The following is a 25986-nucleotide window of genomic DNA, read 5'->3' on the forward strand; positions in this document are numbered from 1 at the left end:
GCCGACATTCCGAGCGTGGCTGAAAGCACCCTGATCTCCATCATCGACGACGATGAATCCTTGCGCGCCGCCCTGGTTGGCTTGGTGCGTTCGCTCGGCTATCGCGCCAGCGGCTTCGCCAATGCCGAGGATTTCTTGGCGGCCGACCAGGCAAACGCCAGCGCCGCCATCGTCACCGACATCCAAATGCCCGGCCTCTCCGGGATCGAACTGAAGGAGCGGCTCACGGCTGACGGCTGCGCCGCGCCCGTTATCATGATCACCGCGCGGTCAGAGCCGGGTCTGCAAGAGCGCGCCTTCGCCAGCGGTGCGCTCTGCGTATTGAAGAAGCCCTTTGCCGCCGAAGCTCTGATCGATTGCTTGGAGCGCGCGCTGGCGAAATAGGGGGCGTTGGGGTACGGGACTCGGATGAGTGGGGGCGACCAACCGACACTGAGCGCCGAAGAGGCGTTGCGCGAAAGCGAGTATCGCTATCGCAATCTCTTCCAGGCGATGGCCGCCTCCTTCTGGGAACTCGACTTCACGCCCGTCGGCGGCATGTTGCGTGAATTGCGCAAGCAGGGCGTCATCGATTTCGCCGCCTACTTCGCCGACAATCCCGCCTTCGTCCGCCAAATGATGCACGTCACCCGCGTAATCGACGTGAACGATCAGACCGTGGCGCTGTTCGGCAATGGCGATAAAGCCGAACTGTTTCAAACGCTCGACGTCTATTGGCCGGAAGAGAGCAATCAGGTGTACGCAGCCAGCGTGCTCGCAGCCGTTTCAGGCAAGCCGAGCTACGCCACTGAAACCAAGCTCCGCAAACTCAACGGTGAAATCTTCGACGCGCTCTTCACAGCCTGCTTCGCCCCCGAGACCGTCGCCAACGGCAAGCTCCTGATCGGCGTGATCGATATTTCCGAGCGAGTGCGGGCTCAAGCCATGCTGCGCCAAGTGCAAGCCGAATTCGCCCACGCTGCGCGTGTCTCCATGTTGGGCGAACTCACGGCCTCCATCGCGCACGAGGTCAATCAGCCGCTCGCCGCCATCGCCACGAACGCATCCGCCGGCCTGCGCTGGCTGAATCGGGCCGAACCAGACGTGGCGGAGGTCCGCGCGCTCACCCAACGCATCATCGCCGACGCCCAACGCGCCGCCGACATTATCTCCCGCGTCCGCGCCATGGCCGACCATCGCGCCCCGGAACCCGCGCGCCTGGCGATCAACGGCGTCGTCGAGGAGGCGATGCAATTCTTGGCGCACGAACTGCAAGGCCAAAGTGTTACGCTTAAGCTCGACCTGGGCAAAGGTTTGCCGCTGGTTCTGGCTGACCGGACGCAATTGCAGCAAGTCGTCGTCAATCTTGCGGTCAACGCGGTGCAGGCCATGGCGCAAACGCCGACTCATCAACGCCGCGTGACCCTTCGTACAAGCTTTAGTGACGGCCGCGTTCATGTCGCCGTTGAAGATTCAGGCCCAGGCATCGACGCCGTGCATCAGTCGCGTCTGTTCGAACGTTTTTTCACGACCAAAAGCAACGGCATGGGCATGGGGCTGCCGATCTGCCGTTCGATCGTTGAGACCTATGGCGGCGCGATCAGTGCGCGCAATGCTGAAAGCGGCGGCGCCGTGTTCGCGTTCACGCTGCCCGCCGCGCATTGAACGCGCATATACGAGTGTATTAGAGCGTTAGCCGTAGGTAGAATGGCGAACCGCCGAGGCTGGGCGCATCTTCTCTTCAACGAATTGAAGCGGAGAGCATCCCATGACCAAGACCATCTTACTCGTCCACGGCGCCTGGCTAAACTCGAAGAGCTGGGAACTTTGGAAAGCGCGCTACGAAGCGAAGGGCTATACAGTTCTGGCGCCCGATTGGCCCGGTGATGAAGGCGATCCTGTCGAATTGAAGGCGCACCCAAACAAAGCGCTCACGCATTTCGGCCCGAAGGAAATCGTCGATCATTACGAAAACCTGATCCGCGCGCTGCCTGAAGCGCCGATCCTGATCGGCCACTCGGCCGGCGGCGTGTTCGTGCAGCATCTGGCCGATCGCGGTCTCGGTGTTGCGGCTGTTGCGATTGACCCAGCGCCGACGCCAGGCGTGGGCATTCCGCTCGACGGCTTGCTCTCGGCGCTGCCGGTGCTCAGCGATCCGTTCAGTGGCGCGAAGGTCGTCTCGATGTCGAAGGACTTCTTCGGCGCGCGTTTCGCCAACGGTCTGCCGCGCGATCAAGTCGATGCGCATTTTGAGCGCTACATCGTGCCGACGGCCGGCAAAGTCTATTGGGACGGCGTCACCTCGGGCGGCGCAGGGCCGATCGATTGGGACAGCAAAATTCGCGCGCCGATGCTGCTGATCGGCGGCGGTAAGGATCTGATCGCCCCGGCGAGCATGACGGAAGCGATCTTCAAGAAGCAAAAGCACGCCGCTTCGCTCACCGAACTGAAGATCCTCGAAGATCGCTCGCACTACACCTGCTTGGAGCCAGGCTGGGAAGAGGTGGCCGATTTCGCGCTCGCCTGGGCTGAGAAGAACCAACGCGCCGGCGATTTCGCGAAAGCGGCCTGATGCACTGAGGCGTCCAAAAGGAGGCACGCCATGCGCGCCGACGACGATGTGACCTATCTCACCTTCAAAGTCCGCGTGACGGCGCCAAATGGCTTCGTCGCCGAAGGGGAATGTGTGGCGAAGAACGGTCGCGCGGATTTCGATCGCGCGCGCGGCGCCATCATCGATCTAGTCCGCACCAGTGCGGATCAATGGGAATTCGCCTCATCCGAGGCAGGTTAAGGAGGCCAACATGCCATACGTGACCACTCAAGACGGCACGGAGATTTTCTATAAGGATTGGGGTCCGAAATCCGCGCAGCCGATCGTATTCCATCATGGCTGGCCGCTCAGCGCCGACGATTGGGATAGTCAGATGCTGTTCTTCCTGCATCGCGGCTATCGCGTCATCGCGCACGATCGTCGCGGCCACGGTCGCTCGTCGCAAACCAGCAGCGGCCATGAGATGGATACGTATGCGGCGGATGTTGCCGCACTCGCCGATGCGCTCGATCTTAAGAACGCTGTTCATATCGGCCACTCCACCGGCGGCGGCGAAGTCGCGCACTACGTGGCGCGCGCAAGGCCCGGCCGTGTCGCGAAAGCCGTACTTGTCGGCGCCGTGCCGCCAATCATGGTGAAGTCAGAGAAGAACCCGGGCGGCTTGCCGATCGACGTGTTCAATGGCCTGCGCGCTGCGTTCCTTGTGGATCGTGCACAATTCTTCATCGATCTGCCAACAGGGCCGTTCTATGGCTTCAACCGTCCGGGCGCGAAAGTCTCGCAGGGGCTTATCAACAATTGGTGGCGCCAAGGCATGATGGGCGCGGCCAACGCGCACTATGATTGCATCAAGGCGTTCTCGGAGACGGACTTCACCGAAGATCTGAAAAAGATCGAAGTGCCCACGTTCGTCGCGCACGGCACCGACGATCAGATCGTCCCGTACGACGATTCAGCGCCGCTTTCGAGGAAGCTGTTGAAGAACGGCGTGCTCAAAGCCTATCCGGGTCTGCCGCACGGCCTGCTCGCGACGCATGCGGACGTCATCAACCCCGATTTGCTTGCTTTCGTCGAAGGCAAAAAGATCGAAGGCGCCGATTGATCGAGGCCGGCGGCAATGCGTGTCCATCATCTCAATTGCGGCACGCATTGCCCGCTCGGCGGCGCTCTCTTCGACGGCGCCTCGCGCGGCCTGTTCGGGCATTTGCCGACCCATTGTCTGCTGATCGAAACGCCAAGCGCGGGCTTGGTTCTTGTCGACACCGGTTACGGCCTGGAAGACGTCCGCCGCCCACATGCACGCTTGCCGGTGCTCTGGCCGTTGCTCATCAATCCGCGCCTGCGCGAAGGCGAAACCGCGCGCCGCCAGATCGAAGCTCTCGGTTTCAGCGCGCACGATGTCCGCCACATCTTGCTCACGCATCTCGATTTTGACCACGCCGGCGGTCTGGAAGATTTCCCCGAAGCCCGCGTCCACGTGTTCGCCACCGAACATGCAGCCGCATCCGCGCGCTGCGGCTTCGTCGCGCATCAACGCTACCGGGCGCGCCAATGGGATGAGGTGCGCGATTGGCGCTTCTACGAACCCAGCGGAGAGGGCTGGCATGGAGTGGCGACCCCGGAGAGACCGCCCCGCCCGAACCGTCTCAAACACTTACGCGAAAAACTGCCAAACCCACGCGCCTGTGTTTTCAACGGCTTGGCGTGCTTGCGCCAAACCAATCGCGCGCGCGAGGATAACTCAGCCCTGTGTACCGACGATCGTGCCGTTGTTGGTGACATTGACGATGTGGCCATTCTTGCGAATGGCATAGCCCCCTGCGGCGCCCGCAGATTGATTGCGGCGTATCCAAGGATCAACAGGATTGCCGGCAGCACCTCCGCCCGAAAGACCCGACGCGCCTGCGCCACCACCGTTGCCCCCGGCGCCTCCGGAGCGCGTCATGTAATTGCCGTTCCCTGAGCCGCCTGCGCCGCCACCAGATGCCGTGCCCGCAGCGCCGTTATTAGGCGGCGTGCCATTGGTTGAACCGCCTGCACTGCCGCCTGCGCCATTAGGGAATCCGCCGCCTCCGCCACCGCCGCCAAGCTCGGCCTCAGTGATGTTATTCCACCAGCCGCCGCCGCCGCCGCCACCACCGCCGCCGCCTTTCACTTCGCCGCCGGCATTGACGACGATGTCGATTGGCGTCTGACAGGCGATGGCGTCTCCGCCTGCCAACGCAGGAAGTGCTGCGCTCGGCGAGGCGCCTTGCGCGCCTTGACCGCCGCGTCCGTAGACTTTGCCCGAAATCTGAAGATCAAGATCGACATAATATTGTGTGATCGGCCACGTGCCGGTCTCAAGTCCCGCGCCGCTCGTGCCGATCAACGTGACGCCCGAGCCCAAAGTGAAAAGTACGCTTGCGGGACGCGCACCGTCATAGCCGGCGCTGTTCGCCAGCGTGCGCAGATTGATCGTACCCGTACCTGTGATGGCGATGGTTGCCGTGAAGGTGCTTGAGGGCGGCGACGCGGTGCGTGCGACTTCCGTGCGATTGCCGGCGGCGTCGTAGCTGTATGTGACCGTCGCGCCATTGTCATAGATCACACGGATCAGGCGACCGAGTTCGTCGTAGACATAGTCGATGTCTTGCGCGAGCGCGGAGGGCGCGGCTAATGCGCCGCTGAAGCCCGCGAGCAAAGTCCGACGTGCGATCCTCATCGTTCCTCCAATGCGCACATGAATCTATTCGCGCCTAGATTGACTCTTACATCAGCGCAGTCTTGACTTGCATGTCAACGGGGAGTGGCGAATGCGGCGTTGGATTGTGCGCGCGATTGTTTTTGCGCTGGTCGCTTTGCCGCTCGTGTTGGGCCACGCTCAAGCGCAAAGTTTGCCGCCGCCGCCCGTGCGGATGACGATCGATGCGAACGGCGTCGATCTTGTCGATGGCTCAATGCGCTTCCCAACGCCGTCGATCACAATAGGGCAGCCGGATGCGGGTGGCCTGACCTACATTCGCCAGTACGATTCATTGGCCCAGAATTGGCGCGACAATCTCTCAAGCGTGCTCAACAGCAGCGGCACGACCTACACAGTAACGTTGCTGGGCAGCTCGACGCGCTTTTCTCTGGCGGGCGGTGTCTTCACGCCAATGGACACGCCGGGCGCCTCGCTCAGCTTCGATTCCGGGACCAACACGTATACGTTCACGACCAGGTTGGGGGCGGTCGCGCTCTTCTCCAAGGCGCTGGCAGGTACAAGTCCGACCCAGGCGAATGAAGGGCGAATGACCACGCTCACAGCGCCGAGCGGCGAGGTGATGACGCTCACCTATACGACGCTCAGCGCCAACGTTCAGCGAATTCAATCCGTCACCAACAACCTGGGCTACCAGCTTCATTTCCAGTACCAGAACAATGATCCGGCCACTGGCGGCTTGGTGCTGGTCAAGGCGACCGCGCTCAACAATGCGACAGATTATTGCAATCCGACCGCTAACACCTGCACGTTCACGCAGACGTGGCCAAGTCTGACGTTCGGCACGGAATCGGGCGGCTTGGTGCAGACCATCACCGATGCGCTCAACCAAACGACGCGCTATTTTATCGACGAGGACGGCTTCGTCGGCGCCATTCGTTTGCCGACCAACACCGTCAATTTTCTCAACATCAATTACAATACGTCCACCAACCGCGTGATCGCGCTTGCGTATGGAGGCAGCAGCAATCTGTGGTCCTATGCCTATTCCGATGCCTCGGGACAGCGCACCACGACGACCACCGATCCATTGTCCAATACGCGCGTGGTGGTTTCCAACATCGCCAATGGCACAATTGTTTCCGACACCAATGGCGTCAATCAAACGACCAGCTTTACCTATAATGGCGCCAATCAGCTAACACGGGTGACGTTGCCCGAAGGCAATTACACCGACTATGCCTACGACGGACGCGGCAACGTCACCCAAACCACCGAGGTCGCGAAGTCGGGTTCGGGCCTTTCGAACATCGTGACGTCAGCGTCGTATGATTCCACCTGCAGCAATCAGGTGACCTGCAACCTGCCCAACAGCACGACGGATCCACGCGGCAATCAAACCGACTATACCTACGATTCAAGCCATGGCGGGGTGCTGACCGTCACCCTACCTGATCCCGACGGCGGCGGGCCCAATGTGCGCCCGCAAACGCGTTACAGCTATAGCTCGCTCTACGCCTGGTATAAGAATAGCGGCGGCGCGATTGTGCAGGCGGCGACGCCGGTTGCGCGCGTGACGGAAGTCTCGGCCTGCATGACGACCTCGTCGTGCGCCGGCGGCGCCGATGAAACGCAAACGATCATTGATTACGGATCGACGGGCGTCGCCAACAATCGCTTGCCAATCTCTACCTCGTCCGGATCGGGCGATGGCTCGCTGACAGCAACGATTGCCTACACCTACGATCCGGTCGGCAATCTGTTGACCGTCGATGGCCCGCTCTCGGGCACGGCCGACACAACGCGCTTTCGCTATGATTCCGTGCGGCAGCAAATCGGCATCGTCGGTCCCGATCCGGACGGCGGCGGCTCGTTAAAGCATCGGGCCATCCGCGTCACATACAATGCCAATGGCTGGGCGACGATGGTCGAGCGGGGCACGGTCGATGGCATGAGCGATCCGAATTGGGCCGCGTTCGCTTCGCTGCAACAAGGCAATGTCAGCTTCAATGCACTCGGCCAGCCTACGCGGCAAACCTTGACCGCGAGCGGGACGACGTTTTCGGTCAGTGATCTCAGCTATGACGCCGCCAACCGCCAAGAATGCGCGGCCATCCGAATGAACCCGACACTCTTCGGGGCTCTGCCCGCGTCGGCGTGTACGCTTGGCACCGCGGGACCCAATGGACCTGACCGGATCACGCGCCAAGTCTATGACGCAGCCAATCGTGTCACGCAGGTACAAAGCGCTTATGGCGCGCCATCGCAGCAAACGACACTCGCGCTGACCTACACCAACAATGGCTTGCCCACGACCATCACCGATGCGGCGGGAAACGTGACCATCGCTGAATATGACGGCTTCGATCGGCAGCGGAAGCTGCGCTATCCGAACGCCACGGGCGGCGGCACGAGTACAAGTGACTATGAACAATGGAGCTATGACGCGGCTTCGAATGTCACGCAGGCGCGCCGCCGCGACGGGCAAACCATCGATTATGACTACGACACGCTCAATCGTCTGACGACGCTGGATGCGCCGAGCACAAGTCTTGATGTCGATTACGCTTACGACAATCTGGGCCGGTTGCTGAGTTCAGCGACACCCTCGCAGACGCTGAGTTACACTTACGACGCGCTGTCGCGAAATCTCACGCAAGCAAGCCCGCTGGGCACAGTGTCCTATCAATACGATACCGCCTCGCGGCAGACCCGCATCACCTGGCCAGACGCCTTTTATGCTGAGTACGATTACGATCTGACCAATGCGGTGACCGCCATTCGCGAGAATGGCGCGACCTCCGGCATAGGCGTGCTGGCGACCTATGCGTACGACAATCTTGGCCGCCGTACCGGAATCACGCGCGGCAACAGCGTGGCGACCGCCTACGGCTATGACGGCGCCTCGCGTTTGACCTCGCTCGCGCATGACCTGGCGGGTTCTGGCGACGATCAGAGCTATACCCTGAGCTATAATGCGGGCTCGCAATCGCTGACCCGCGACGGTTCGAATGCGAGCTGGGATTGGTCGCCGCCGGGGCCCGGCACGACGGCCTATACCGACAATGGCTTGAACCAATATCCGAGCGTCGGTGGAACGAGTTTCACCTACGACAGCCGCGGTAATCTCACCGGCGATGGATCGCGCACCTACGGTTATGATGTTCTTAACCGCATAACCAGCGTGTCGGGCGCTGGCTCGCTTTCGTTGAGCTATGATCCGGCGGGGCGATTGTATGAGGTCAGCACCTCAGGTGCATCGACTCGGTTTCTCTACAACGGCGATGAGATCATCGCTGAGTACGACAGTTCGGGCAACGTGCTGCGCCGGTATGTAAGCGGCGACGGCGTCGATCAACCGGTGACCTGGTACGAAGGCGCGAGCACAAGCTCACGTAGTTGGTTCTTGGCCGATCCGTTGGGCTCGATCGTCGCGCGCGCGAACAGCGCGGGCTCGGTGAGCAATATCTATGCCTACGATGAATACGGTTCTCCCAATGCTTGGTCAGCGCCAGGCGCGGGCGGCTCGCGTTTTCGGTATGCAGGCGCAGTGATGCTCCCCGAAGCGCAACTCTACCACATGCGCGCGCGCGCTTACTCGCCCGCAATCGGGAGATTTGCGCAAGTAGATCCCATCGGATTTGAAGGTGGTTTGAACCTCTATGCCTACGTGTGGAACGATCCGGTCAACTTGGTTGACCGGTTTGGATTGCAGGACATTCCTGTAACCGATGGTCCCGATGTCGTGGTCGTTGCCGTTGAGCACAGAAACGACTGGTGGGGGCCAGGCCCCTCGGCGCAGATTCACGTGGGAGAGTTCACAAACCCAAACGCCGTGGAGGACGGCGAAATACTCGTGTACGGCGAGTGTAACATGGCTTGTCGGCAGTATCGCGCTTCACAGCGTGATGCGCAGATTTCTGACCAGCTGTTCCCCGACTTCGCGATGACTTTTTGGTTCAGTCTACCCGGGCCGTTTGATGACGCGCTACGCTGGGGAAGATTTGGGAGAGCGGCGTGTGCATGCTTCGAACAAGGAACGCTTGTTGCAACACCAACCGGGCTGCGACCTATCGAGCAAATCGAGGTCGGCGATCAGGTGCTCGCCTGGAGTCCTGACACAGGTCGTACAACAACGGAAACCGTGACGGCGCTGATCCGCCCTGAACCGAAAGTGTTGTGGCGGTTGGAAGTTCGCAACGCAGACGGTGAAACGGAAATCTTCCATGTCACCGACGATCACCCTTGGTACGTCGAAGGCGTTGGCTGGGTTGAAACGCAGCACTTGGCCGCCGATCAACGCATCGAAACCGCAGACGATCGCGGCCTGCTTATCCTCGACATCGCTCGCACCGACCGCGTCGAGCACACCTACAATCTCACCGTCTCCGGGCCGCACACGTTCCTGGTGGGTGAAGATGGCGCGGTGGTCCATAATTGCAGTTGGCTGACGCGAATTTACGGCGACCTTGCCAACAAGCTGCGCCATGTGTTCGTGCCACGCCACAATCTCGGACCGCTCGTTGGGCGCTACGGGTCCCAAGAGTCGGCGTTTGCAGCGATTCACGGGAGCGCGCAGTCTTTGGCTGGCCGACAGGGCGTAGTAACCGCAGCGATTGACGTAGGCGGGACGTCCGTGGTTGTGAGGGGTACAAGCGTGAACGGTGTATTCCGAGTTGGTTCCGCGTGGATTCCTTAGCATGAACGAACCCAACCCAGTCGAGCTTGCGGCACTTCGCTGTGCACTGTCTGGTCTAGAGCCGTGGCGAGCCGCGCTTCGTGATCAAGTGACAGCGCTCTACGTAGTCGACCGCGACTATAGTGATGTCGGCGGGTTCACCAACTTCGCGGTCAAGGGAGTTGTGAAGGCGGCTTCGGTGCCAGGCGACATCAGGAGCAGACCGCCCGCGTGCATCGTTACCCATCCATCATTGCCTCACCTTGGGGATTTTGTTGTATGGATTGAAGAGGGCATAATCGTCGGTCTAGAAGCCACCGCACATGGCGATGGCAGATGGCCTGTTGACGCTGCAGTCGACGAGTTCACCTTCCGCACCGAGTCGCGTACGTAGCGTTGCCGGGTTGCATGCCGGCGAGATCTCCCCGATTTATCGGATCGCCGTCGACTTAGGCGCCATCCATGGAGACTACGTCGATCGACAGCGTCGGAAGGTTTTGCGCCGGTTTAATCTGAGAGCATTTCCAGAAATCCCTGAAACCTGATCTCGGCATTGGCGCTGGCATTGGGATCATCGTCGTTGAGTGGTCCAGCATATTCAAACCAGACCCGCACGAAAAGCAGCACCATCTCCTTGAGCAGCGCCAGCTCGCGCGCCCTTGCGTGATCGCGCTTGTCGAGCCGATCGAGGCGCACCTTGATGGTGTCGGCGAGCGCTTGGCCTGCCTCGTCGATCAGCGCGCGTCGGAGCGTATCGTTGGCGGCGCGCGAGAGATTGAGGCCGCGGCGTTTGCCTTCCGCTTGGATTGCAGCCGTGACATCGGCGTCCAAATGCAGGGTAAGCTGACGTTTGAGGCTCATTTGGTGGGCGCCCCCTTATTGGCGGGCTTCGCAACAGCGCGCGTGAGCACGCGGCGCAGCTTCGTCGCCGTTGGGCCGGCAAGAACGGGTGAGTGGGTGTCCGCTGGCGGCTCTGGCAGACGAACGCTGTCGACGGGGGGCGCGGACCAATCGTGCTGCGCTGGCGCGGCGGCTGCCCTGAAGCTGGTCGCGCCGCCACCCACGAAGACGCGCATGCGCAACGGCTTCTGATTTGGTGCGACCAACAACGCTTCACTGGGCGACACCGTCTTCAGCGCCGTTGTGGGCAAGCGGTCCACCTCTTGTTTGACCCAAGTCGGAAGCAGCAGGCGTCGCCAACGGGGGATGGCGTGGGGCATCGGCTCAAACACGACGCATCGACCCGCAAGCCGGCTCACGCCCTGTGCGCTCGCGTCTGTCTGCGGGCCTATGACGACAATTGGGCTCTCGCTCCAACCCGTGCCGCGCAAGCGCTCCGCGTCGGCGATGTCCGTCGCTTGAATGAGTATTTTTGTGTTGGGGCCGATCGGCAGCGCGGCCCGCTGCTCCACCAAGAGCCGCGCGGCGTCGGCTTCGATGGCGAGTATCAACGGCAGCGCATCGCTTGCCGAGGAATGATGCGTTGCAAGCTGCGCCAATAAGGCGGGAACGAGCGGTGCCCCAGACTCGCCAATGTTTTCTAGGGACAACACCAGCGTCTGCGGCGTGGGCGCCGAGATGAAGTCAGTCCAGTTGAAATGATGTGCGCTGGTTGCGTTGACCAGCCTGGCGTCGGCAAAGACGGCGAGCGCTAGATCAATTTGGACAAAATCGGCGAGCGCCTGGTCTGACTCAACACGCTGCGCCCGCGCGACGCGCAGCATCTCCCAGATCACCGGCGCGGCGTCGGCTTTGGGTTCGGCGGTCCAACGTCTGCACAGCTCTCCCACCAACGCGGCCGGATCGATCAGCCGCCGGCGTAAGCAGGCGAGCGTGCGCGCCTCAAGCGGGGCGCAGAGGAGCTGGTCGAGCATGAGGAGCGCGAAGGCGTCGACGGCGGTTTGAGGCGCGGCGGAGGTGTCGGCCAAAAGGGCGGCGGCGAGCTGACGTGCGTCGCCCCACGCATAAGGACCGCCGCGAATTGCGAGCATGGGATTGATGGCAACGCCATCACGGCGACTTGGAGAGAACCGCAAGACGCCTTCGCGGCCAAGCCTCTGCGAAGCGCCTCCGCGCGCATCGACGAGCACAAGCGTCCCGGTCCAGGAGTCGAGTGCAGCTAAGACCGCATCATCGGTGTGCTGAGTTTGGCCCAGGAAGACGCACGCGCGGAGGTCACTGCGTATGGTTCGGTGTTTCTCCCAGGCATGACGATGCACGGCGCCCAACGCCAAGCCGTCGTCCCGCAATATCCCGTAATGTCCCAACTCACGCCACGAGGCCAAATCGCGCCTCGGTGAGCGTTCGGCCAACGCGATCGGTTCGAGCTTGGCGAATACAATCGCCACCGCATAGGCGGCGAGCGCGCAGACGAGCGCAAGAAATAGCGACAGGACAACGAGCGCCGGCGCGACGGACGCCCAGGCAACGCTCCAGCTCAAGAACGAGAACGGCGCGTAGAGACGAAGACTCCCTAAATCGAGCAGCGGCGGGCCAAGTGCGGCCGCGTAGCCCAAAGCGCGCGCCATCATCTGCGTGACCAAGTCGCAGCAGAACGTGAACGCGCTCAATGCGATCACAATCGTGCGCAGATGCGTCAACCAGATCACGTGACGCGCCTCCGCAACAAGGCGTTCGCATCGCGCAACACAAGTTTCTGTCCGTGCGAGCGTTCAGATCGATCTTGTCGCGCATGATCGCGGCTTCGCATATTTTGTCACGTCAAGTCTTGTCTTGTACAACAAACCCATGATCGCAAAACCAAACGATTACAGCAAGATAAAGGGCGAATTTTATTGGTTTTGAGTGTTGGTTTTGCTATGCTTTCGGCAAGTTGGATGGCGCGCAAAGAAGTTTGATCGCGCCGACATGAAGCGAAGAATTCGCGATGGCAGACGAGCCCTTTGCATCTCTCGCACGCGCTGCATTGCGCTTGCCGATTGAGGATGAGTTGCGCGGACGCGTCGGCTTTGCGCGCAACGGCAAGACTGGACGCGGCACGAGTGGCGCACTAGGCGCGCGCCTCAGCAAAGCGCTGCACGGGAGGAAGTTTGGAGGCGGCGGCTCGACTGGATCAGCACCGCGTCCGCTCGCGAGCGATCCACGTCAGCGCGCGGTGGTGAAGGTCAGTTTTCGGAAGCACGCCGCGGGCGGCGGTAGCGGCGGCGGGAAACTGCTGGCGCATGCGAGCTATCTCGAACGCGATGGCGCCGCGCGTGAGGGCGAGCAGGGACGCTTCTACGATCGCTGCGATGACGAGGTGGACAGTGCGCACGATCGGCTGCGCGATTGGGCGGTGAACGATAAGCGTCACTTCCGGGTCATGTTGGCGCCAGAGAGCGGGGCGCGGCTGATCGAACAGGATGGCGATCTCAAAGATTACACCCGCGATGTGATGGCGCGGATGGAACGCGACCTGGGTGTGCAGCTAGATTGGGTGGCGGTCGATCACCACAACACCGACAATCCGCATGCGCACGTGATTATCCGAGGCGTGCGTCGCGACGGCGTCGAATTGGTTTTGCCGCGTGAATATGTGGCGCATGGGCTGCGGGAAGCCGCACGGGATGTGGCGACGGAACGTCTGGGCGAGCGCTCGATCGCGGACGAGCGGCTGCGGCTCGATCGTGAGGTGGAGGCGCGGGGTTTCAATCGGCTGGACCGGGCAATTGAGCAGGCATTGTCTGAGAAACGCGAGGTGTTGGTGCAAAGGCTGGGACGCGAGCGGAATGCAGCGTTCGCCAACGCGATGAAGGCGCGTGCGCAGGAATTGGCGCGGCTTGGCCTAGCAAAAGAAGTGCGACGCAACGTCCTGCGGTTTGAGCGCGATTGGAAAGAGAGATTAGAAGCGTCGCGACCGCTCGATGTGCGGCGCGAATTGGCGCGAGCGCGACTCTATGAGCCGCGCATGGGGCATGTCGCTGGCAAAGTGATGGAGTTGGGGTCGCGCGGTGAGAACCCGGACCGGGCGGTGCTGGTGATCGAGACGCACAATAAGGGGCGCTTGTTGCTTAACACGTCGATGGAACAGATCGCCGATCTGCAGCGTGGCTCGTGGGTGGCTTTTGAGCCCGAAGGCAAGCGGGCGGAGGTGCAGCGTCTATCGTTTCATGGGCTCGACGCGCAGGTGCGCGTGCGTGCGGAGACAGGGCTGGATCGCGAGCTTGATCGCCAGGCGCGCGGTGTTGCGCCGCGACTGCCCGATGCGCCGGAGGTTAAAGAGGCGCTGGAGCAGCGGGCGCAAGTGTTGGAAGGCGCTGGTTTGGGCGCGCGCAGTCCAAGCGGGAAATTCTATTTCCGCGCTGGCGCCCGCGAGGAATTGCGGCGTGCTGAATTGGAGCGTGAGGGGGACACGCGCACACGGGGCGATGCACGCGATCTGATCCGTGAAGGTGAGACTTGGCGCGTACGTGAGGTGAAGGAGCTCTTCTCCGGCAAGGCGGCGATCCTGGAGCGCGGGCGCGATGTTCTGGCGCATCCCTTGGGGCGCGGCAGCGACATCAAGGCGGGCGATGAGGTGGCGTTCAAAGCGATGGCGGGACGCGGACCTTCGCGGGAGCCGGCCAAGCATGAGTTGGTGAAGAGCTTGGCGCGCGGGCTTGATCTCGGGCGGTGATGCCGTCGTGCTCGCGTGGGGCAAGGGCGAGCGCTCACGCGCCGCGCTGACGCACGTCCCTTGCCCCACGCTTGCGCGCGATGACTGACTGGAAAGCGTCGGGCCGCAGGGCGTCCACCAAGAAATCGACGCGCCTGCCGGCGGCGTTGACCACAGGGCTAGGAGTGGGCCGGCGCCTCAAGTGGGGCAGAAGCGGGCGTTGGCCATTGCGGTGTGTTGCACCGATAGACTGCGGATGCCCGGCCAAGGGCTCGTCGCGGATTGCCGCGCCGGGCGTTGCCATACGCCAATATCAGTCCCCAGGCGTAGCGCGCAAACGACTGGCGGCGGCGGGCTATAATCTGGCGGCATCGCTCTTTGCTTTTTGCCATCCAGGCGCATCGCCACGGCCCGATTAGAGTTTCAGCGCGGTTATCCGGACCAACCGGCCGCCAGCTGAAATGTAGGGGAGCAAGCCGTGGCGGCGATAAGCACTCAAGTTCTGATTTGCGGCGCGGGTCCGGCTGGGTTGGCGCTCGCGGTCGAGTTGGGCACGCGCGGCGTCAAGTGCATCGTTGTGGAGCGCAACGATCGCGTCGGATACGCGCCACGGGCGAAGACCACGCACACGCGCACGCGTGAGCACTTTCGACGCTGGGGCATCGCCGAAGATCTGGCCGCAATGGCGCCTTTTGGCGTCGATTACCCGTCGAACATTCAATTCGTGACGCGACTTGGCGGGTTTCCGCTGGCGACGATCGAGAATGCGTTCAATTGCGCGCCCGAGCGCAACGAATTCTATGCCGAGCACGCGCAATGGGTGCCGCAATATCGCGTCGAGGAGGTGCTACGCCGACGGGCGGAGTCGCTGCCGAGCGTGCAGGTATTGTTTGAGCATGAGTTTCTAGAAGCGGAGCAGGATAAAGACGGAGTGACTTGTCGCGTTCGCGCGGCCGGTGCGGACAATGTGCTGCGGTGTGACTATCTCGTGGGCGCCGATGGCGCGCGATCTGCGATCCGCGATCTGATCGGGGCGCAGATGGAGGGGCGATACGGACTTGCGCACGCTTACAACATCGTGTTCCGCGCGCCAGGCTTATCGCGCCTGCATAAACATGGGCCGGGCATCATGTATTGGCAGATTAACGCCGACGTGCCGAGCGTCATTGGTCCGATGGACAAGGACGATCTGTGGTATTTCATGCGAGGCAGGGTCGAAGGGCTGACTGAACTCGACAAACTGAGCGCAGCTGAGCTGATTCAGCGCTCAATGGGGCTAGATACGCCAATCGAAATATTGAGTACCGACGAGTGGGCGGCGAGCGAGTTCATCGCCGACAAATATAGCGAAGGGCGCATCTTCCTAATAGGTGACGCGTGCCATTTGCATCCGCCCGTCGGCGGGTACGGCATGAATATGGGCATCGGGGATTCGGTCGATCTTGGGTGGAAAATGGCCGCGGTTCTGCACGGCTGGGGCGGGCAAGGCTTGCTGAAGTCTTATGAGCAAGAGCGCCGGCAAGTGCATCGTTTTGTGATCGACGCGGCGCTCTCTAACCACGCGACGTTATCCTTGCACGATGCGATGTCGCCGACGCTTGAGGCGGACAGCGACGAAGGCGCGGCGTTGCGGGCGCAAGTGGGCGCGCTGTTAGCGGAAGGGCGCGCGCAAGAGTTTCGTAGCCTCGGCGTCATGCTTGGAGCGAGTTACGATGACTCGCCAATCATGGCCGAGGAGGGCGGTGCGCCCGCGCGTGACCCGGCGATGCGGACATATGAGCCCACAGCGCGTCCGGGTGCGCGGGCGCCGCACGCATGGTTGGACGATGGGCGCTCGCTTTATGATGTATTCGGCGAAGGATTCACGTTGATTGGTTTTGAGCGCGCGGGCGACGCTGAGCTTCAACGCGCCGAAGCGGACGCGCACGGCCTGGGAATTCCGCTCAAGACGATACGCATCACAGATGCACGGATTGCGGCGCTCTATGAGCGATCGTTGGTTCTAATCCGTCCCGATCAGCACGTGGCTTGGCGCGGCGATGTGTGGCCGGGCGCCGAAATTCTGTTGCTGGCGTCGGGGCGCGCCGCCGTGGAGGCGCGCCAAGCGGTGACGCCCAAGAGCGCCGTCGTGCGATAATCCTTTATGCGGACGTAAGCGTCGCTTCGATGGCGCCGAGCTTGTCGATTTCGCAGCGAACGACGTCGCCCGCGTTCAGGAATTTTCGTGGGTCCATTGCGGCGCCGACACCGCCGGGCGTGCCGGTGAAGATGAGATCGCCGGGTTCGAGCGTCATCGCGTAGGAGAGGTGCTCGATCTGGTCCCAGATATCAAACACCAGATGCTTGGTGTTCGAGTCCTGGCGCTTCTCGCCGTTGACGAAGCAACGCAGACCGAGATCGTGCGGATCGCCAACTTCGTCGCCTGTTGTGATCCACGGACCGATCGGGGCGTGCGTGTCGAACGATTTGCCGAGGCTCCATTGTGGCGTGCGATGCTGCCACATGCGCTCGGTCACATCGTTGCCGACGCAATAGCCAAACACGTACGAAGGCGCCTCCGCCCTACTGATGTAGCGGCCACGCTTGCCGATGACGGCGACCAGTTCGACCTCGTAGTCGGTGTGAGCGCTGTCCTTGGCGATCTGGATCGGATCGAACGGACCGTTGATGGAAGTCACCGCCTTGGTGAACCACACTTGCGTTTGCGGCGTCTCCATTTTGCTTTCGGCGATGTGATCGGCGTAGTTGAGGCCGATGGCGAACACTTTGCCCGGACGCGCGACCGGCGCGAGGAGCTTTACTCTGGATAGCGGTACGCGCGGCGCCGTCTCGGCCGCTTGCTTCACGCGCGCCTCGACGCTCGACCATTGCGGAATCAGGTCGGCCAGCGCACCGGCGATGCCGGTGGGCGCGATCTGCTCTCCAATCACCACGCCCGATTGCGGGCCTGCCCCATCGTCGAACATTGCGAGTTTCAAGGCGTTTCTCCTGAAGTGAGGGGGGCGCGGACGCGCAATGGGCATTCTCGAGACGACTTTAGAGTGGGACCGGCGCGACCCAAGATGGCAACGCGGAGGCTTCGATTGTCTTTAGGCATCGCCTGAGTGGCGGGGTGATGCGATTTCCGCATCGCCCGTGTTTATTTCACATGCAGACGAGACCCGGCCGCTTGCTAAGCTCCCGGAAAAAGAAAGCCAGGGAGAGCGACCTATGGATAGAGCGCCCGCGCGCGACCTCACTGCGGAAGAAATCACCGCTTACGAGCGCGACGGTGTTGCGTGCCTGCGCGGCATCTATTCTCCGCAATGGGTGGCGACGTTGACGGATGTGCTGGACGAGTTCTACGCGTCCGACACGCCACAATTGCCCGGCGTCAGCGCGACCTTCAAGGAGGCGCATTTCTATTGGCTTGAGAACGATGTCGTGCGCGACTTCGTGCTCTACGGCCCGAGTGCGCGCGTCGCGCAGCAGGCGATGCGATCGAAGGCGATCAACTTCTTCTACGACCAAATATTCATCAAGGGCGCGAAGACGTCGGACCCGACGCCCTGGCACCACGACATGACATTCTGGCCGCTGACCGGAAATCAGATCGCAACGCTCTGGACCTCGGTCGACGCCGTCAATGCGGAAACCTCAGCCCTGGAGTTTATCGCAGGCTCGCACAAGTGGCGCAATCGCTGGAAGCCGGTGGCGATTGGCGGCGCTATAGTCTCAGAGGAGGCAAATCTCGAAGCGTTGCCAGACATCGATGCTAATCGAAGCAAATTTGATATTCTGAGCTGGTCGCTTGAGCCGGGCGATGCATTGCTATTCCATGCGAAGACAGTGCATGGCGCACGCGGCAACAATTCGCCGAATAGGATGCGACGCGCGATTTCGACTCGGTGGTGCGGTGACGACGTGCGGTATGATCGCGTGGACGGGATGATGCCGCTGCCGCGCAAGACCGGGTTGGAGCGCGGACAGGCGTTGTCCGGCGAGATGTTTCCCCAAATATTGCCGACACTAGATCGTATGGCTGTAGCTAATCGCTTGAAAGGGCCGCTGCATCCCGATCCGGAATGCATGGCCGAGGCGATGGCGCAATTTGCGCGTGCTGAAGTGGCGCCACTCTAACAACATAGCATGGCCGCCGTGAATGGACGTGCCGGAATGGGAGAACGCAATGGCGGATAATGGTGCGAAGTCGGGTGCGTGGAATGGTGACGCCGTACCGGCGATAGAATTTGGGCCTTGGAAGCTGCCGATTCCCGGTGGCCTGCCGCCACTGGCGAACAAGGTCGACTACGAAGCGTTGCGCCAAAAGCGCATGGCTGAAGTCGACGAAGAGACCCGGCTCATCAATTTGCCGTTCGCGGAGCAACCGCGCGAAGCGCCGCCTCCGCCGATGCATGTGTTGGCGCCTGAGCTGGAAGCGCGGAACGTTGAGGTGCCTGGCCCGGCCGGCCCCATGCAAATGCGCCTTTATTTGCCGAAGAACCGCAAGGAGAAGGTGGGGCTTTACTTTCATACACACGGCGGCGGCTGGTGCATGTTTGACGGGTTGGAGAATTGCGACACTGAAAACAGTATGTACGCCAAGGATTTCGGCTGCGCGGTGGCGCAGGTTGATTTCCGCGTGTCGTGGAAAGCCAAGTTTCCTGCGGCGGTCGAGGATTGTTTTGCAGCTTACAAATGGGTGGTGGAGCACGCCGACGAACTCGGCGTGGACCCCACACGGATCGGCATCGGTGGTGGTTGCACGGGCGCTAATCTGGCCACTGTGGTGTCGCTGATGGCGCGTGACGCGGGCGTTCAAAAGCCCGCGGTGCAATGGCTATGGACGCCGGTGTTCGATGCGCGCAACAACACGCAGAGCTACGAAGAGTTCGCGAACTATAGTCTGACGCAAGCGCAGGCCGAGGTGGTCACGCGGCTGTATCTGCGGTCGAAGGAAGACACCTTCGATTGGCGGGCGTCACCGATTTTGGCTGAGACGTTCGAAGGTATGCCTCCTGCTGTAATCTGGGTGGGCGAATGGGAAGTGTTGCGCGAGGAAGCGCGCGCGTTTGCGGCGCGAGCGAAGGAGGCGGGCGTCGATGTGCATTATATCGAAGGCGAACAGCAGCCGCATGCCGGCATCTACGCGATCAACCCGAAGACCGGACGGCCGTCGAAATATTCGGCAAAGACTGTGCCGGAGATTCACGGTTTGATACGGCGCTATATTGGGCCGCGTGACTAAGCGCGGTGAGCGAGCCGGGACCGGATGGCTGAGCAATACGACGTCATCGTCATTGGCGCCGGTCATAATGGTTTGACGGCGGCGCTCGAACTTGCGTCGGCCGGCTGGTCGGTGTTGGTGCTGGAGGCCGAGGTGTCGGCGGGCGGCTGCGCCGTCACGATCGAGCCGTTGCTGCCGGGCTTTCGGCACAATCCGCATGCGAATGCGCTGATGTTTACGGAGCTAATGCCGGAGCAGATCGCGCCGGCGGCTCGGGGCGTGCAATTGCATCATCCGGCGGCGCAATTGGGTGTTGCGTTCGCGGACGGACGAGCGCCGGTGATTTTGCATAGGCCAGATTTGTTAGAGCGAACAGCGGCGAGTCTAGGCGTCTATTCGCCCGCGGATGCGGCGAAATATGTTGCGCTCAAACGGGCATCGGCGCCGATGGGGCCGCTCATTCGAGATGGTTTGTATGCGGCGCCAAATTCCGAATGGTTCGCTAGACAAGCCGAGGCTGTGCGGCGCTCGTTTGCGAAGCTGTGCGATGTTCGTGTGTTGGGTCAACGCACGGCGCGCGCGCTGATTGACGATCTGTTCGCGACGCCCGAGGTACGGCTGCTGCTCTATCATCTCGCAACGGAGACGGGGCTTGGCCTGGAGGACGAGGGCGGTGACCTAGCCTTCCTCAGCTATTCGCTTTGGATCGCTGGGCGATGGCGCACGGTCCACGGTGGGATTGCTTCATATGTTGGCGCATTGGCGGCGGCGGCGCGCGACGCGGGCGTGCAGATACGCACTTCCACGCGTATTGCGCGCGTTGTTGCAGAAGGCGAGCGCGCTGTGGGCGTGGTGACGGCCGCGGGTGAGACAATCGTGGCGTCAGCGGGCGTGTTGGCGGCGGCGCCGATCGTTGATGTCGAGCGTATGCTCGAGACTGGCGTGATGTCGCGCAAGGAGTGCGACGAGTTTGCAGCGTTTCGAAAGGGCAGGCCGGGATCGATTGCGGGATCGATGTTCTGCCTAAAACGCGCACCGATTTACAAATCTGCACGCCATGATCCAGAGATTGATGCATGTCTGAAGACGATCGTTGGGCACGAACGTCCAGAGGATGCGGTCGCGCAATCGGCCGATGTACGCATCGGGCTGTTGCCGAAACCAGCCGGTGTGGTGCGGATGCATGGTCATTGGGATGCGACACTGGCGCCGGAGGGCTGCCAAGTCGTTGGTGTGGATAGCGCATTTCCAGCCGCGGAGCATCTCGATGGCGAGACGTGGCGCGCGGTTGAGGCCAGTTTCCCAGAAGCGTTTGTGGATGTCTGGCGCGGTTATTGTGAAGACGATTTCGAAATTCTTGCGATGCGTTGCGATGCGACGTCGCGGTTTGAGCGGCGGATGATGGTTCGTATGGGTGCGGATCAGTATCGCGCGAGCGTATCTGGGCTCTATCTTGGCGGACCTGGCGTGTATCCGGGTGGCGGCGTGCATGGCGCTTGCGGACATAACGCGGCGCAAACGATGCTTGCGGATTTCAATGCAGGGCGCGGCGAGGGAGTAAGTTCGTGACCAGTTCTGCGCCGTACGTGGATCTCGATCTTTTTGACGAAGCGAGCCTCAAAAATCCGTTCGCGGATTATCGCAGGCTGCGTGATGCGGGTGCGTTGGTTCGGTTGGCGCGCCCAGACGTGTACGCTGTAGGGAGATTTGCGGATGTTCAGGCGGCGCTCAGGTCACCCAATAAGCTGATCAGCGGTGAAGGTGTCGGGTTCAGCGATGTTTTCAATGCACCCAAGGGCATGAATGTCATTCAGTCCGATGGCGAATTGCACAATCGCCTACGTTTAACCGTGATGCGACCGCTCGCACCCGCGACAATCAGCAAGGCGCGCGACGATTTGAAGGTGATGGTGGCGGCGCGCGTGGACGCACTGAAGGGTAAGGGCTGGTTCGATGCGATGCAGGAGCTTGCGTCGTTCCTGCCGGTGCAAGCGATTTCGCATCTTGTCGGACTGCCGGAGGTCGGCCGCGAGCGTATGCTGGCGTGGGCGGCTGCGACGTTCAATCTGATCGGGCCCAACCAAGATCCTGCCGACCTCAGAGCGGCAATGGAAGTGCGCGACTTTATAATGGAGCTGGCGGAGGATTCCGTACGCGATGGTTCATGGGCTGGAGAATTGTTTGCGGCGACGCGCAGTGGGAAGCTGAGCGAGGTTGAAGCGCGCGCGGCGATCAGCGCCTACCTGATCCCCAGTCTGGACACGACGATCCTTGCGAAGGGGCATTTGCTGCGGAACTTGACTGTAAACGTCGAACAGTGGGAAGCTGTTAAGGCGCAGCCGGACTTGGCGAGGGCGGCGGTGATCGAAAGTGTGCGGTTGCACTCGGTATTGCGATGGTTTTCGCGCGTGGCGGCGGAGGATTATGAGGTGGACGGCGCTGTGTTGCCGAAGGGTGCGCGCCTCATGGTGCTTTATGGTTGCGCGAACCGCGATGAGCGGCGCTACGAAGATCCGGATCGATTTGTCGTGACACGCGATGCGAAGGATCAGTTATCTTGGGGCACCGGTGCGCATATGTGCGCGGGCGTACATTTGGCGCGGCTTGAGATGGAGGTGCTCGTCGAGGCGCTCATCGAAGCGGACGCGAAGTTTGAAGCGGGTGAGCCAGAACTCGGCGTCAACGCCGGATTGCACGGGTTCACTAAACTGCCCCTGCGCATTGTCTGAAGCTGAAGCGCGGAATGCGAATACTGCGTCGGGACTGAACCTAATCGGCATCGCGTGTTGCCGGGCAGGGATCACGCGCGTAGCCTTCGCCACTACAAGATGAGGCTACGGTCCAGGGAGCGTCGCGATGAAACTGCACCATATCCGCAACGTCGTCGCCGTCGTTGAGCGCGGCAGTTTGCGCTCGGCCGCCAAGCATCTTGGGCTTGCGCAACCCGCCATGTCTCGCAGCATTCGTGAGCTGGAGGACGAGTTGGGCGTCGTCTTGTTTGAACGCAACAAGTTCGGAATGACGCTAACGCCGGTGGGCGAGATTTTCTTGCGGCGCGCGAAGGGCATGCAAGCGGATCTGCAGCGCGCACTTGATGAGATCGAGCAGTTCAAGGGTAAGGATTTCGGCAAGATCACCGTGGCGTTCTCGGCCGCCAGCCTTGGCACCATGTTGCCGAAATTGATCGCGCCGTTTCGTCAACGGTTTCCGAATGTGCGGGTGAAGGTGTTGGAGAGCGCATTGCCCGTGATGGAGCCGGATTTGCGCGACGGCGTCGTTGACGTCTTCTACGGGCCGGTGCCGGAGGATTATTCAGATCCAGCGTTGATCATTGAACGTCTGTGGGACAATCCGCGCATTATTGTAGGCCGTCGCGGTCATCCCTTGCGAGGCGCGACATCGCTGGAGCAGCTCGCGGACGCAGGCTGGGTCGCAGCGCATATGACGATGGATATCGATACAGAGGTGGTGGCGGTGTTCGAGGCGGCGGGTCTACCTCCGCCTAGAGTTGTGATGGAAGCGGGCTCAAGCTTGAGCTTCACCACGATCATTAAGTCGTCTGATCTCCTTGCGCCGATGTCTGCGCTGTTGCTCGAGCTTATGGACGAAGAGGAAGTGCTGGAGGCGTTTCCCATCCGCGGGTTGCCGAATGCCGCGCCGATCTGCGCCGTGCGGCGTGGAAATATGCCGCTGACGCCGGCGGCTGAGTATTGGAACGACCTCGTTGTGCGCGTCGCTGGGCATCGCGTGCATCAGCTCCAACAAGCCGGGGCGGCGTAGCGCCGGATGCGCGTCTCTGTCGCTTTGTGGCGGCTGTTTTCGATATCGCGCGGGTATCACTACAGCGTCGATGCCATCTTATGAGCGCGGTTCGGCGCTGCGATCCTTCTTGGACAAAATTCGCACAGTCGCTCGGGATGGCGCTGTCGGTCGGCGCGCAAGCCAGTTGAGCGGCACACAAAGGCCGTTCGCACTGGACCGTGTCGGAGGATGGCGCGTTGCAGACGGTACTCCCTAGCCGACGAGAATGACGAATATTGAGGGGAGGATCGAATGTTGAATCGCTTTGGGTTTGGTGCGTCGGCGATAGTGCTCGCAGCTTTATGCACGGCCACTGTGGCGTATGCGCAGGAAACGGACGACGGCTCTGAGGATATTGTTGTCACCGCGCGCCTGCGTGCGGAGACCTTGCAGGACGCGCCGATGTCGGTCGCTGTGACAACGGCTGAAGCGGTGGAGCGCGCGCAGGTGACGACGTTGCTCGATCTGCCGCGCGTGTCGCCTGGCTTGAACATTTCGCGCGCCCCGGCGAACTTGGATACAACAGTCACTATTCGGGGATTGGGGTCCGCCGGAGGTTCGGCGTCGTTTGAAAGCTCGGTCGGCTTCTTCGTAAACGGCGTTTATCTACCGCGTGCGCGAGAGTTTTCATCGGGACTCTTCGACGTCGATCGCATCGAAGTGGTTCACGGCACGCAATCCTCGCTGCTCGGGAAGAACACGAGCTTGGGCGCGGTCAATCTGGTGACGCGTGCGCCGGGGCGTGAACTGGAAGGCAATCTGTCGGTCAATCGCGAGTTCGAACTGGAATCGTGGATCGTCAACGGAGGCGTGTCGATTCCGCTGTCGGATACGCTTTCGGTTCGCTTGGCTGGCATCTATGACGAACAGGGCGGTTGGGTTGAAAACGTGCTCACCGGCGACATGGGTGGCGGCGGCGAGCGCAAAGCGGGTCGTCTCACTGTGCTCTGGGAGCCGTCGTCGCATTTCGACGCGACTTTTCTCTACGAAACGCAAGATGTCAGCCTTGAAGGTTTTACAACGGAAATCTTGGCGTCGAATGCGGGCGTCGATGCGCTGGCCGCAGGTGGCGGCGTACCCGATCTCGAAACTGATTTCGATCGGCGTACGGCGTATTCCGATAGCCGACTGCCAGAGGGGTATTTCGACCGCGCCGAAATCAATCGTGCGTCGCTAACGGCGCATTGGAATTTCGGCGATGGCTTTGTGCTGACGAGCCAAACCGGTTGGTCTGAGGGTTCGGGCCAGACGGCTGGCGGCACGGATTTTTTGCCGGGTGACTATTTCCTATATCAAAGCTCGACCGACACATCGACGTTGAGCCAGGAAATTCGATTGACGTCGCCCAGCGAGGATCGCTTCCGCTACGCGGTCGGTGTTTGGATTGGCCGCAACGAAGCGTCGTTGCCTGACGATTGGAACATCACTTTGCCGCCGCCGCCGGACGGGCCGGGCGCCGCGCACTGGCAGACTGTCTTCGATCAAACCACGGAATCGTGGTCGGTATTTGGTCAAGCGGATTACGACATTACAGATCGCCTAACGCTGAGCGGCGGCATTCGCTACAACGATGAAGATAAGGAAGTCGATATCGGGCGCAACGTGATCGTGCCTGGCATTCTGACGTTGCCGGGCGGCTACGAGCCTTATGCGCCATTCACAATGTCGCGCTCTGAATCGGCGACGGATGGCCTTGTGAACCTTCGCTATGAAGTCTCCGACGACCTAATGTTCTACGTCGCCTGGGCGCAAGGCACTAAGAGTGGCGGCTTCGCGCAGAACACCACCGTGCTTTCTGATGGCGAATACGATCCAGAAGTCGCGCAGACGACCGAATTGGGTTTGCGTTATCAGAGTAGAGATCGCTCTTTGACGGCGAACGCGACTCTGTTCTCGACCGAAGTCACCGACTATCAGATGGTGACGTTCAACGGCGTGCAATTCGTGATCGATAACACGGACCTGGAATCGCAAGGGTTCGAGACGCAGGTGATCTGGCGACCAGACTTTGCGCCGGGGCTAACACTCGACTGGAGCAACGTGTACGCAGATGCGTCAGACTCGATCACCGGCGGCCGAATTCCGAACGCGCCGGAATGGAGCGGGTTGGTTTCGGTGACCTATGAGCATCGGCTCGCCGATGGCTTCAACCTGATCCTCAATGGCGGCGCCAATTACGAATCTGACCAGACGCGTCAGCAGGACCCAAGTTTCCCGCCGCCATCGGACGACATCACGCTGTTCGATGCGTCGATCGGCGTGGAGGCGGACGCCGGCTATTCGATCCGTCTCGCTGGCCGCAATCTGACAAACGAGAATCGGACCGTGTTTGCATTCCCAACACCGTTTGCGCCGCCAGGCAGCTGGATCGGTGTGTCGGAGCGTCCGCGGACGATCGCACTGGAGCTTAGCTACAAATATTGATCCTCCCGACTGCGCGCGTCGCTTCATGCGGCGCGCGCCTTTGCGGGCGTTTGGTCTGATGTGGCGC

18 protein-coding genes and 1 pseudogene are annotated in these 25986 nt (G+C 61.3%); 15 read left to right on the forward strand and 4 right to left on the reverse strand.

Annotation, left to right across the window (positions count from 1 at the left end; genetic code table 11):
- Positions 1-15 precede the first annotated feature (15 nt).
- From VF769_RS16825 to VF769_RS18475, 6 genes and pseudogenes are all read left to right on the forward strand, one after another.
- Entirely contained in the window at positions 16-384 is a 369-nt protein-coding gene (locus VF769_RS16825) for a response regulator transcription factor (protein WP_331009593.1), read from the forward strand.
- Positions 385-408: 24 nt separating this feature from the next.
- Entirely contained in the window at positions 409-1644 is a 1236-nt protein-coding gene (locus VF769_RS16830; RefSeq protein ID WP_331009594.1) for a PAS domain-containing sensor histidine kinase, read from the forward strand.
- 103 nt (positions 1645-1747) lie between these two features.
- Entirely contained in the window at positions 1748-2551 is an 804-nt protein-coding gene (locus VF769_RS16835) for an alpha/beta hydrolase (protein WP_331009595.1), read from the forward strand.
- A gap of 30 nt (positions 2552-2581) precedes the next feature.
- Positions 2582-2773: a hypothetical protein gene (locus VF769_RS16840; RefSeq protein WP_331009596.1), complete on the forward strand. Its 192-nt coding sequence runs from the start codon at positions 2582-2584 to the stop codon at positions 2771-2773.
- A 10-nt stretch (positions 2774-2783) separates the two neighbouring features.
- Positions 2784-3635, forward strand: coding sequence for an alpha/beta hydrolase (locus tag VF769_RS16845; RefSeq protein ID WP_331009597.1), 852 nt, complete (start codon positions 2784-2786; stop codon positions 3633-3635).
- A 15-nt stretch (positions 3636-3650) separates the two neighbouring features.
- A pseudogene (locus VF769_RS18475) lies at positions 3651-4109 on the forward strand (MBL fold metallo-hydrolase); the annotation flags it as partial.
- A 165-nt stretch (positions 4110-4274) separates the two neighbouring features.
- Here the strand turns inward: VF769_RS18475 and VF769_RS16850 are convergent.
- Positions 4275-5237, reverse strand: a complete 963-nt coding sequence (locus VF769_RS16850) for an RHS repeat domain-containing protein (RefSeq protein ID WP_331009598.1) — start codon at positions 5235-5237, stop codon at positions 4275-4277.
- A 91-nt stretch (positions 5238-5328) separates the two neighbouring features.
- On the opposite strand from VF769_RS16850, the gene VF769_RS16855 reads away from it, so the two are divergent.
- Complete coding sequence (locus VF769_RS16855) at positions 5329-9915, forward strand: RHS repeat-associated core domain-containing protein (RefSeq protein ID WP_331009599.1); 4587 nt, start codon at positions 5329-5331, stop codon at positions 9913-9915.
- A gap of 486 nt (positions 9916-10401) precedes the next feature.
- On the opposite strand, the gene VF769_RS16860 is transcribed toward VF769_RS16855, so the two are convergent.
- Entirely contained in the window at positions 10402-10755 is a 354-nt protein-coding gene (locus VF769_RS16860; protein WP_331009600.1) for a hypothetical protein, read from the reverse strand.
- The gene (locus tag VF769_RS16865) at positions 10752-12503 is read right to left on the reverse strand and encodes a hypothetical protein (RefSeq protein ID WP_331009601.1); all 1752 of its coding nucleotides are present in this window, start codon (positions 12501-12503) and stop codon (positions 10752-10754) included. Before VF769_RS16865 ends, VF769_RS16860 begins: the two co-directional genes overlap by 4 nt.
- Positions 12504-12781: 278 nt before the next feature.
- On the opposite strand from VF769_RS16865, the gene VF769_RS16870 reads away from it, so the two are divergent.
- Entirely contained in the window at positions 12782-14509 is a 1728-nt protein-coding gene (locus VF769_RS16870; RefSeq protein ID WP_331009602.1) for a DUF3363 domain-containing protein, read from the forward strand.
- A 457-nt stretch (positions 14510-14966) separates the two neighbouring features.
- Positions 14967-16625 (forward strand): FAD-dependent monooxygenase, encoded by a 1659-nt coding sequence (locus tag VF769_RS16875; protein ID WP_331009603.1) that lies wholly within the window; start codon positions 14967-14969, stop codon positions 16623-16625.
- Between the two features lie 4 nt (positions 16626-16629).
- Here the strand turns inward: VF769_RS16875 and VF769_RS16880 are convergent, their stop codons facing one another.
- A complete protein-coding gene (locus VF769_RS16880; RefSeq protein WP_331009604.1) occupies positions 16630-17466 on the reverse strand; it encodes a fumarylacetoacetate hydrolase family protein in 837 nt (278 codons plus the stop codon).
- Positions 17467-17698: 232 nt separating this feature from the next.
- On the opposite strand from VF769_RS16880, the gene VF769_RS16885 reads away from it, so the two are divergent.
- The 6 genes from VF769_RS16885 (at position 17699) to VF769_RS16910 (ending at position 25919) form a co-directional block, all read left to right on the forward strand.
- The gene (locus VF769_RS16885) at positions 17699-18607 is read left to right on the forward strand and encodes a phytanoyl-CoA dioxygenase family protein (protein WP_331009605.1); all 909 of its coding nucleotides are present in this window, start codon (positions 17699-17701) and stop codon (positions 18605-18607) included.
- Between the two features lie 49 nt (positions 18608-18656).
- Positions 18657-19715, forward strand: coding sequence for an alpha/beta hydrolase (locus tag VF769_RS16890; RefSeq protein WP_331009606.1), 1059 nt, complete (start codon positions 18657-18659; stop codon positions 19713-19715).
- A gap of 24 nt (positions 19716-19739) precedes the next feature.
- Positions 19740-21263, forward strand: a complete 1524-nt coding sequence (locus VF769_RS16895; RefSeq protein ID WP_331009607.1) for a phytoene desaturase family protein — start codon at positions 19740-19742, stop codon at positions 21261-21263.
- A complete protein-coding gene (locus tag VF769_RS16900) occupies positions 21260-22423 on the forward strand; it encodes a cytochrome P450 (protein WP_331009608.1) in 1164 nt (387 codons plus the stop codon). Before VF769_RS16895 ends, VF769_RS16900 begins: the two co-directional genes overlap by 4 nt.
- A gap of 127 nt (positions 22424-22550) precedes the next feature.
- Positions 22551-23474 (forward strand): LysR family transcriptional regulator, encoded by a 924-nt coding sequence (locus tag VF769_RS16905; RefSeq protein WP_331009609.1) that lies wholly within the window; start codon positions 22551-22553, stop codon positions 23472-23474.
- Between the two features lie 273 nt (positions 23475-23747).
- A complete protein-coding gene (locus tag VF769_RS16910; RefSeq protein ID WP_331009610.1) occupies positions 23748-25919 on the forward strand; it encodes a TonB-dependent receptor in 2172 nt (723 codons plus the stop codon).
- Positions 25920-25986 lie beyond the last annotated feature (67 nt).

The organism is Vitreimonas sp. (genome assembly GCF_036392335.1).
In the GTDB taxonomy this organism is placed as follows: Bacteria; Pseudomonadota; Alphaproteobacteria; order Caulobacterales; family Aquidulcibacteraceae; genus Vitreimonas.

Excerpts from the sequence above, each read along its gene's own strand:
- VF769_RS16840 (WP_331009596.1), top strand. The coding sequence starts at position 2,582 with ATGCGCGCCGACGACGATGTGACCTATCTCACCTTCAAAGTCCGCGTG.
- VF769_RS16845 (WP_331009597.1), top strand. The coding sequence starts at position 2,784 with ATGCCATACGTGACCACTCAAGACGGCACGGAGATTTTCTATAAGGAT.
- VF769_RS16830 (WP_331009594.1), top strand. The coding sequence starts at position 409 with ATGAGTGGGGGCGACCAACCGACACTGAGCGCCGAAGAGGCGTTGCGC.
- VF769_RS16835 (WP_331009595.1), top strand. The coding sequence starts at position 1,748 with ATGACCAAGACCATCTTACTCGTCCACGGCGCCTGGCTAAACTCGAAG.
- VF769_RS16855 (WP_331009599.1), top strand. The coding sequence starts at position 5,329 with ATGCGGCGTTGGATTGTGCGCGCGATTGTTTTTGCGCTGGTCGCTTTG.
- VF769_RS16860 (WP_331009600.1), bottom strand. The coding sequence starts at position 10,755 with ATGAGCCTCAAACGTCAGCTTACCCTGCATTTGGACGCCGATGTCACG.
- VF769_RS16870 (WP_331009602.1), top strand. The coding sequence starts at position 12,782 with ATGGCAGACGAGCCCTTTGCATCTCTCGCACGCGCTGCATTGCGCTTG.
- VF769_RS16850 (WP_331009598.1), bottom strand. The coding sequence starts at position 5,237 with ATGAGGATCGCACGTCGGACTTTGCTCGCGGGCTTCAGCGGCGCATTA.
- VF769_RS16890 (WP_331009606.1), top strand. The coding sequence starts at position 18,657 with ATGGCGGATAATGGTGCGAAGTCGGGTGCGTGGAATGGTGACGCCGTA.
- VF769_RS16885 (WP_331009605.1), top strand. The coding sequence starts at position 17,699 with ATGGATAGAGCGCCCGCGCGCGACCTCACTGCGGAAGAAATCACCGCT.
- VF769_RS16905 (WP_331009609.1), top strand. The coding sequence starts at position 22,551 with ATGAAACTGCACCATATCCGCAACGTCGTCGCCGTCGTTGAGCGCGGC.
- VF769_RS16895 (WP_331009607.1), top strand. The coding sequence starts at position 19,740 with ATGGCTGAGCAATACGACGTCATCGTCATTGGCGCCGGTCATAATGGT.
- VF769_RS16910 (WP_331009610.1), top strand. The coding sequence starts at position 23,748 with ATGTTGAATCGCTTTGGGTTTGGTGCGTCGGCGATAGTGCTCGCAGCT.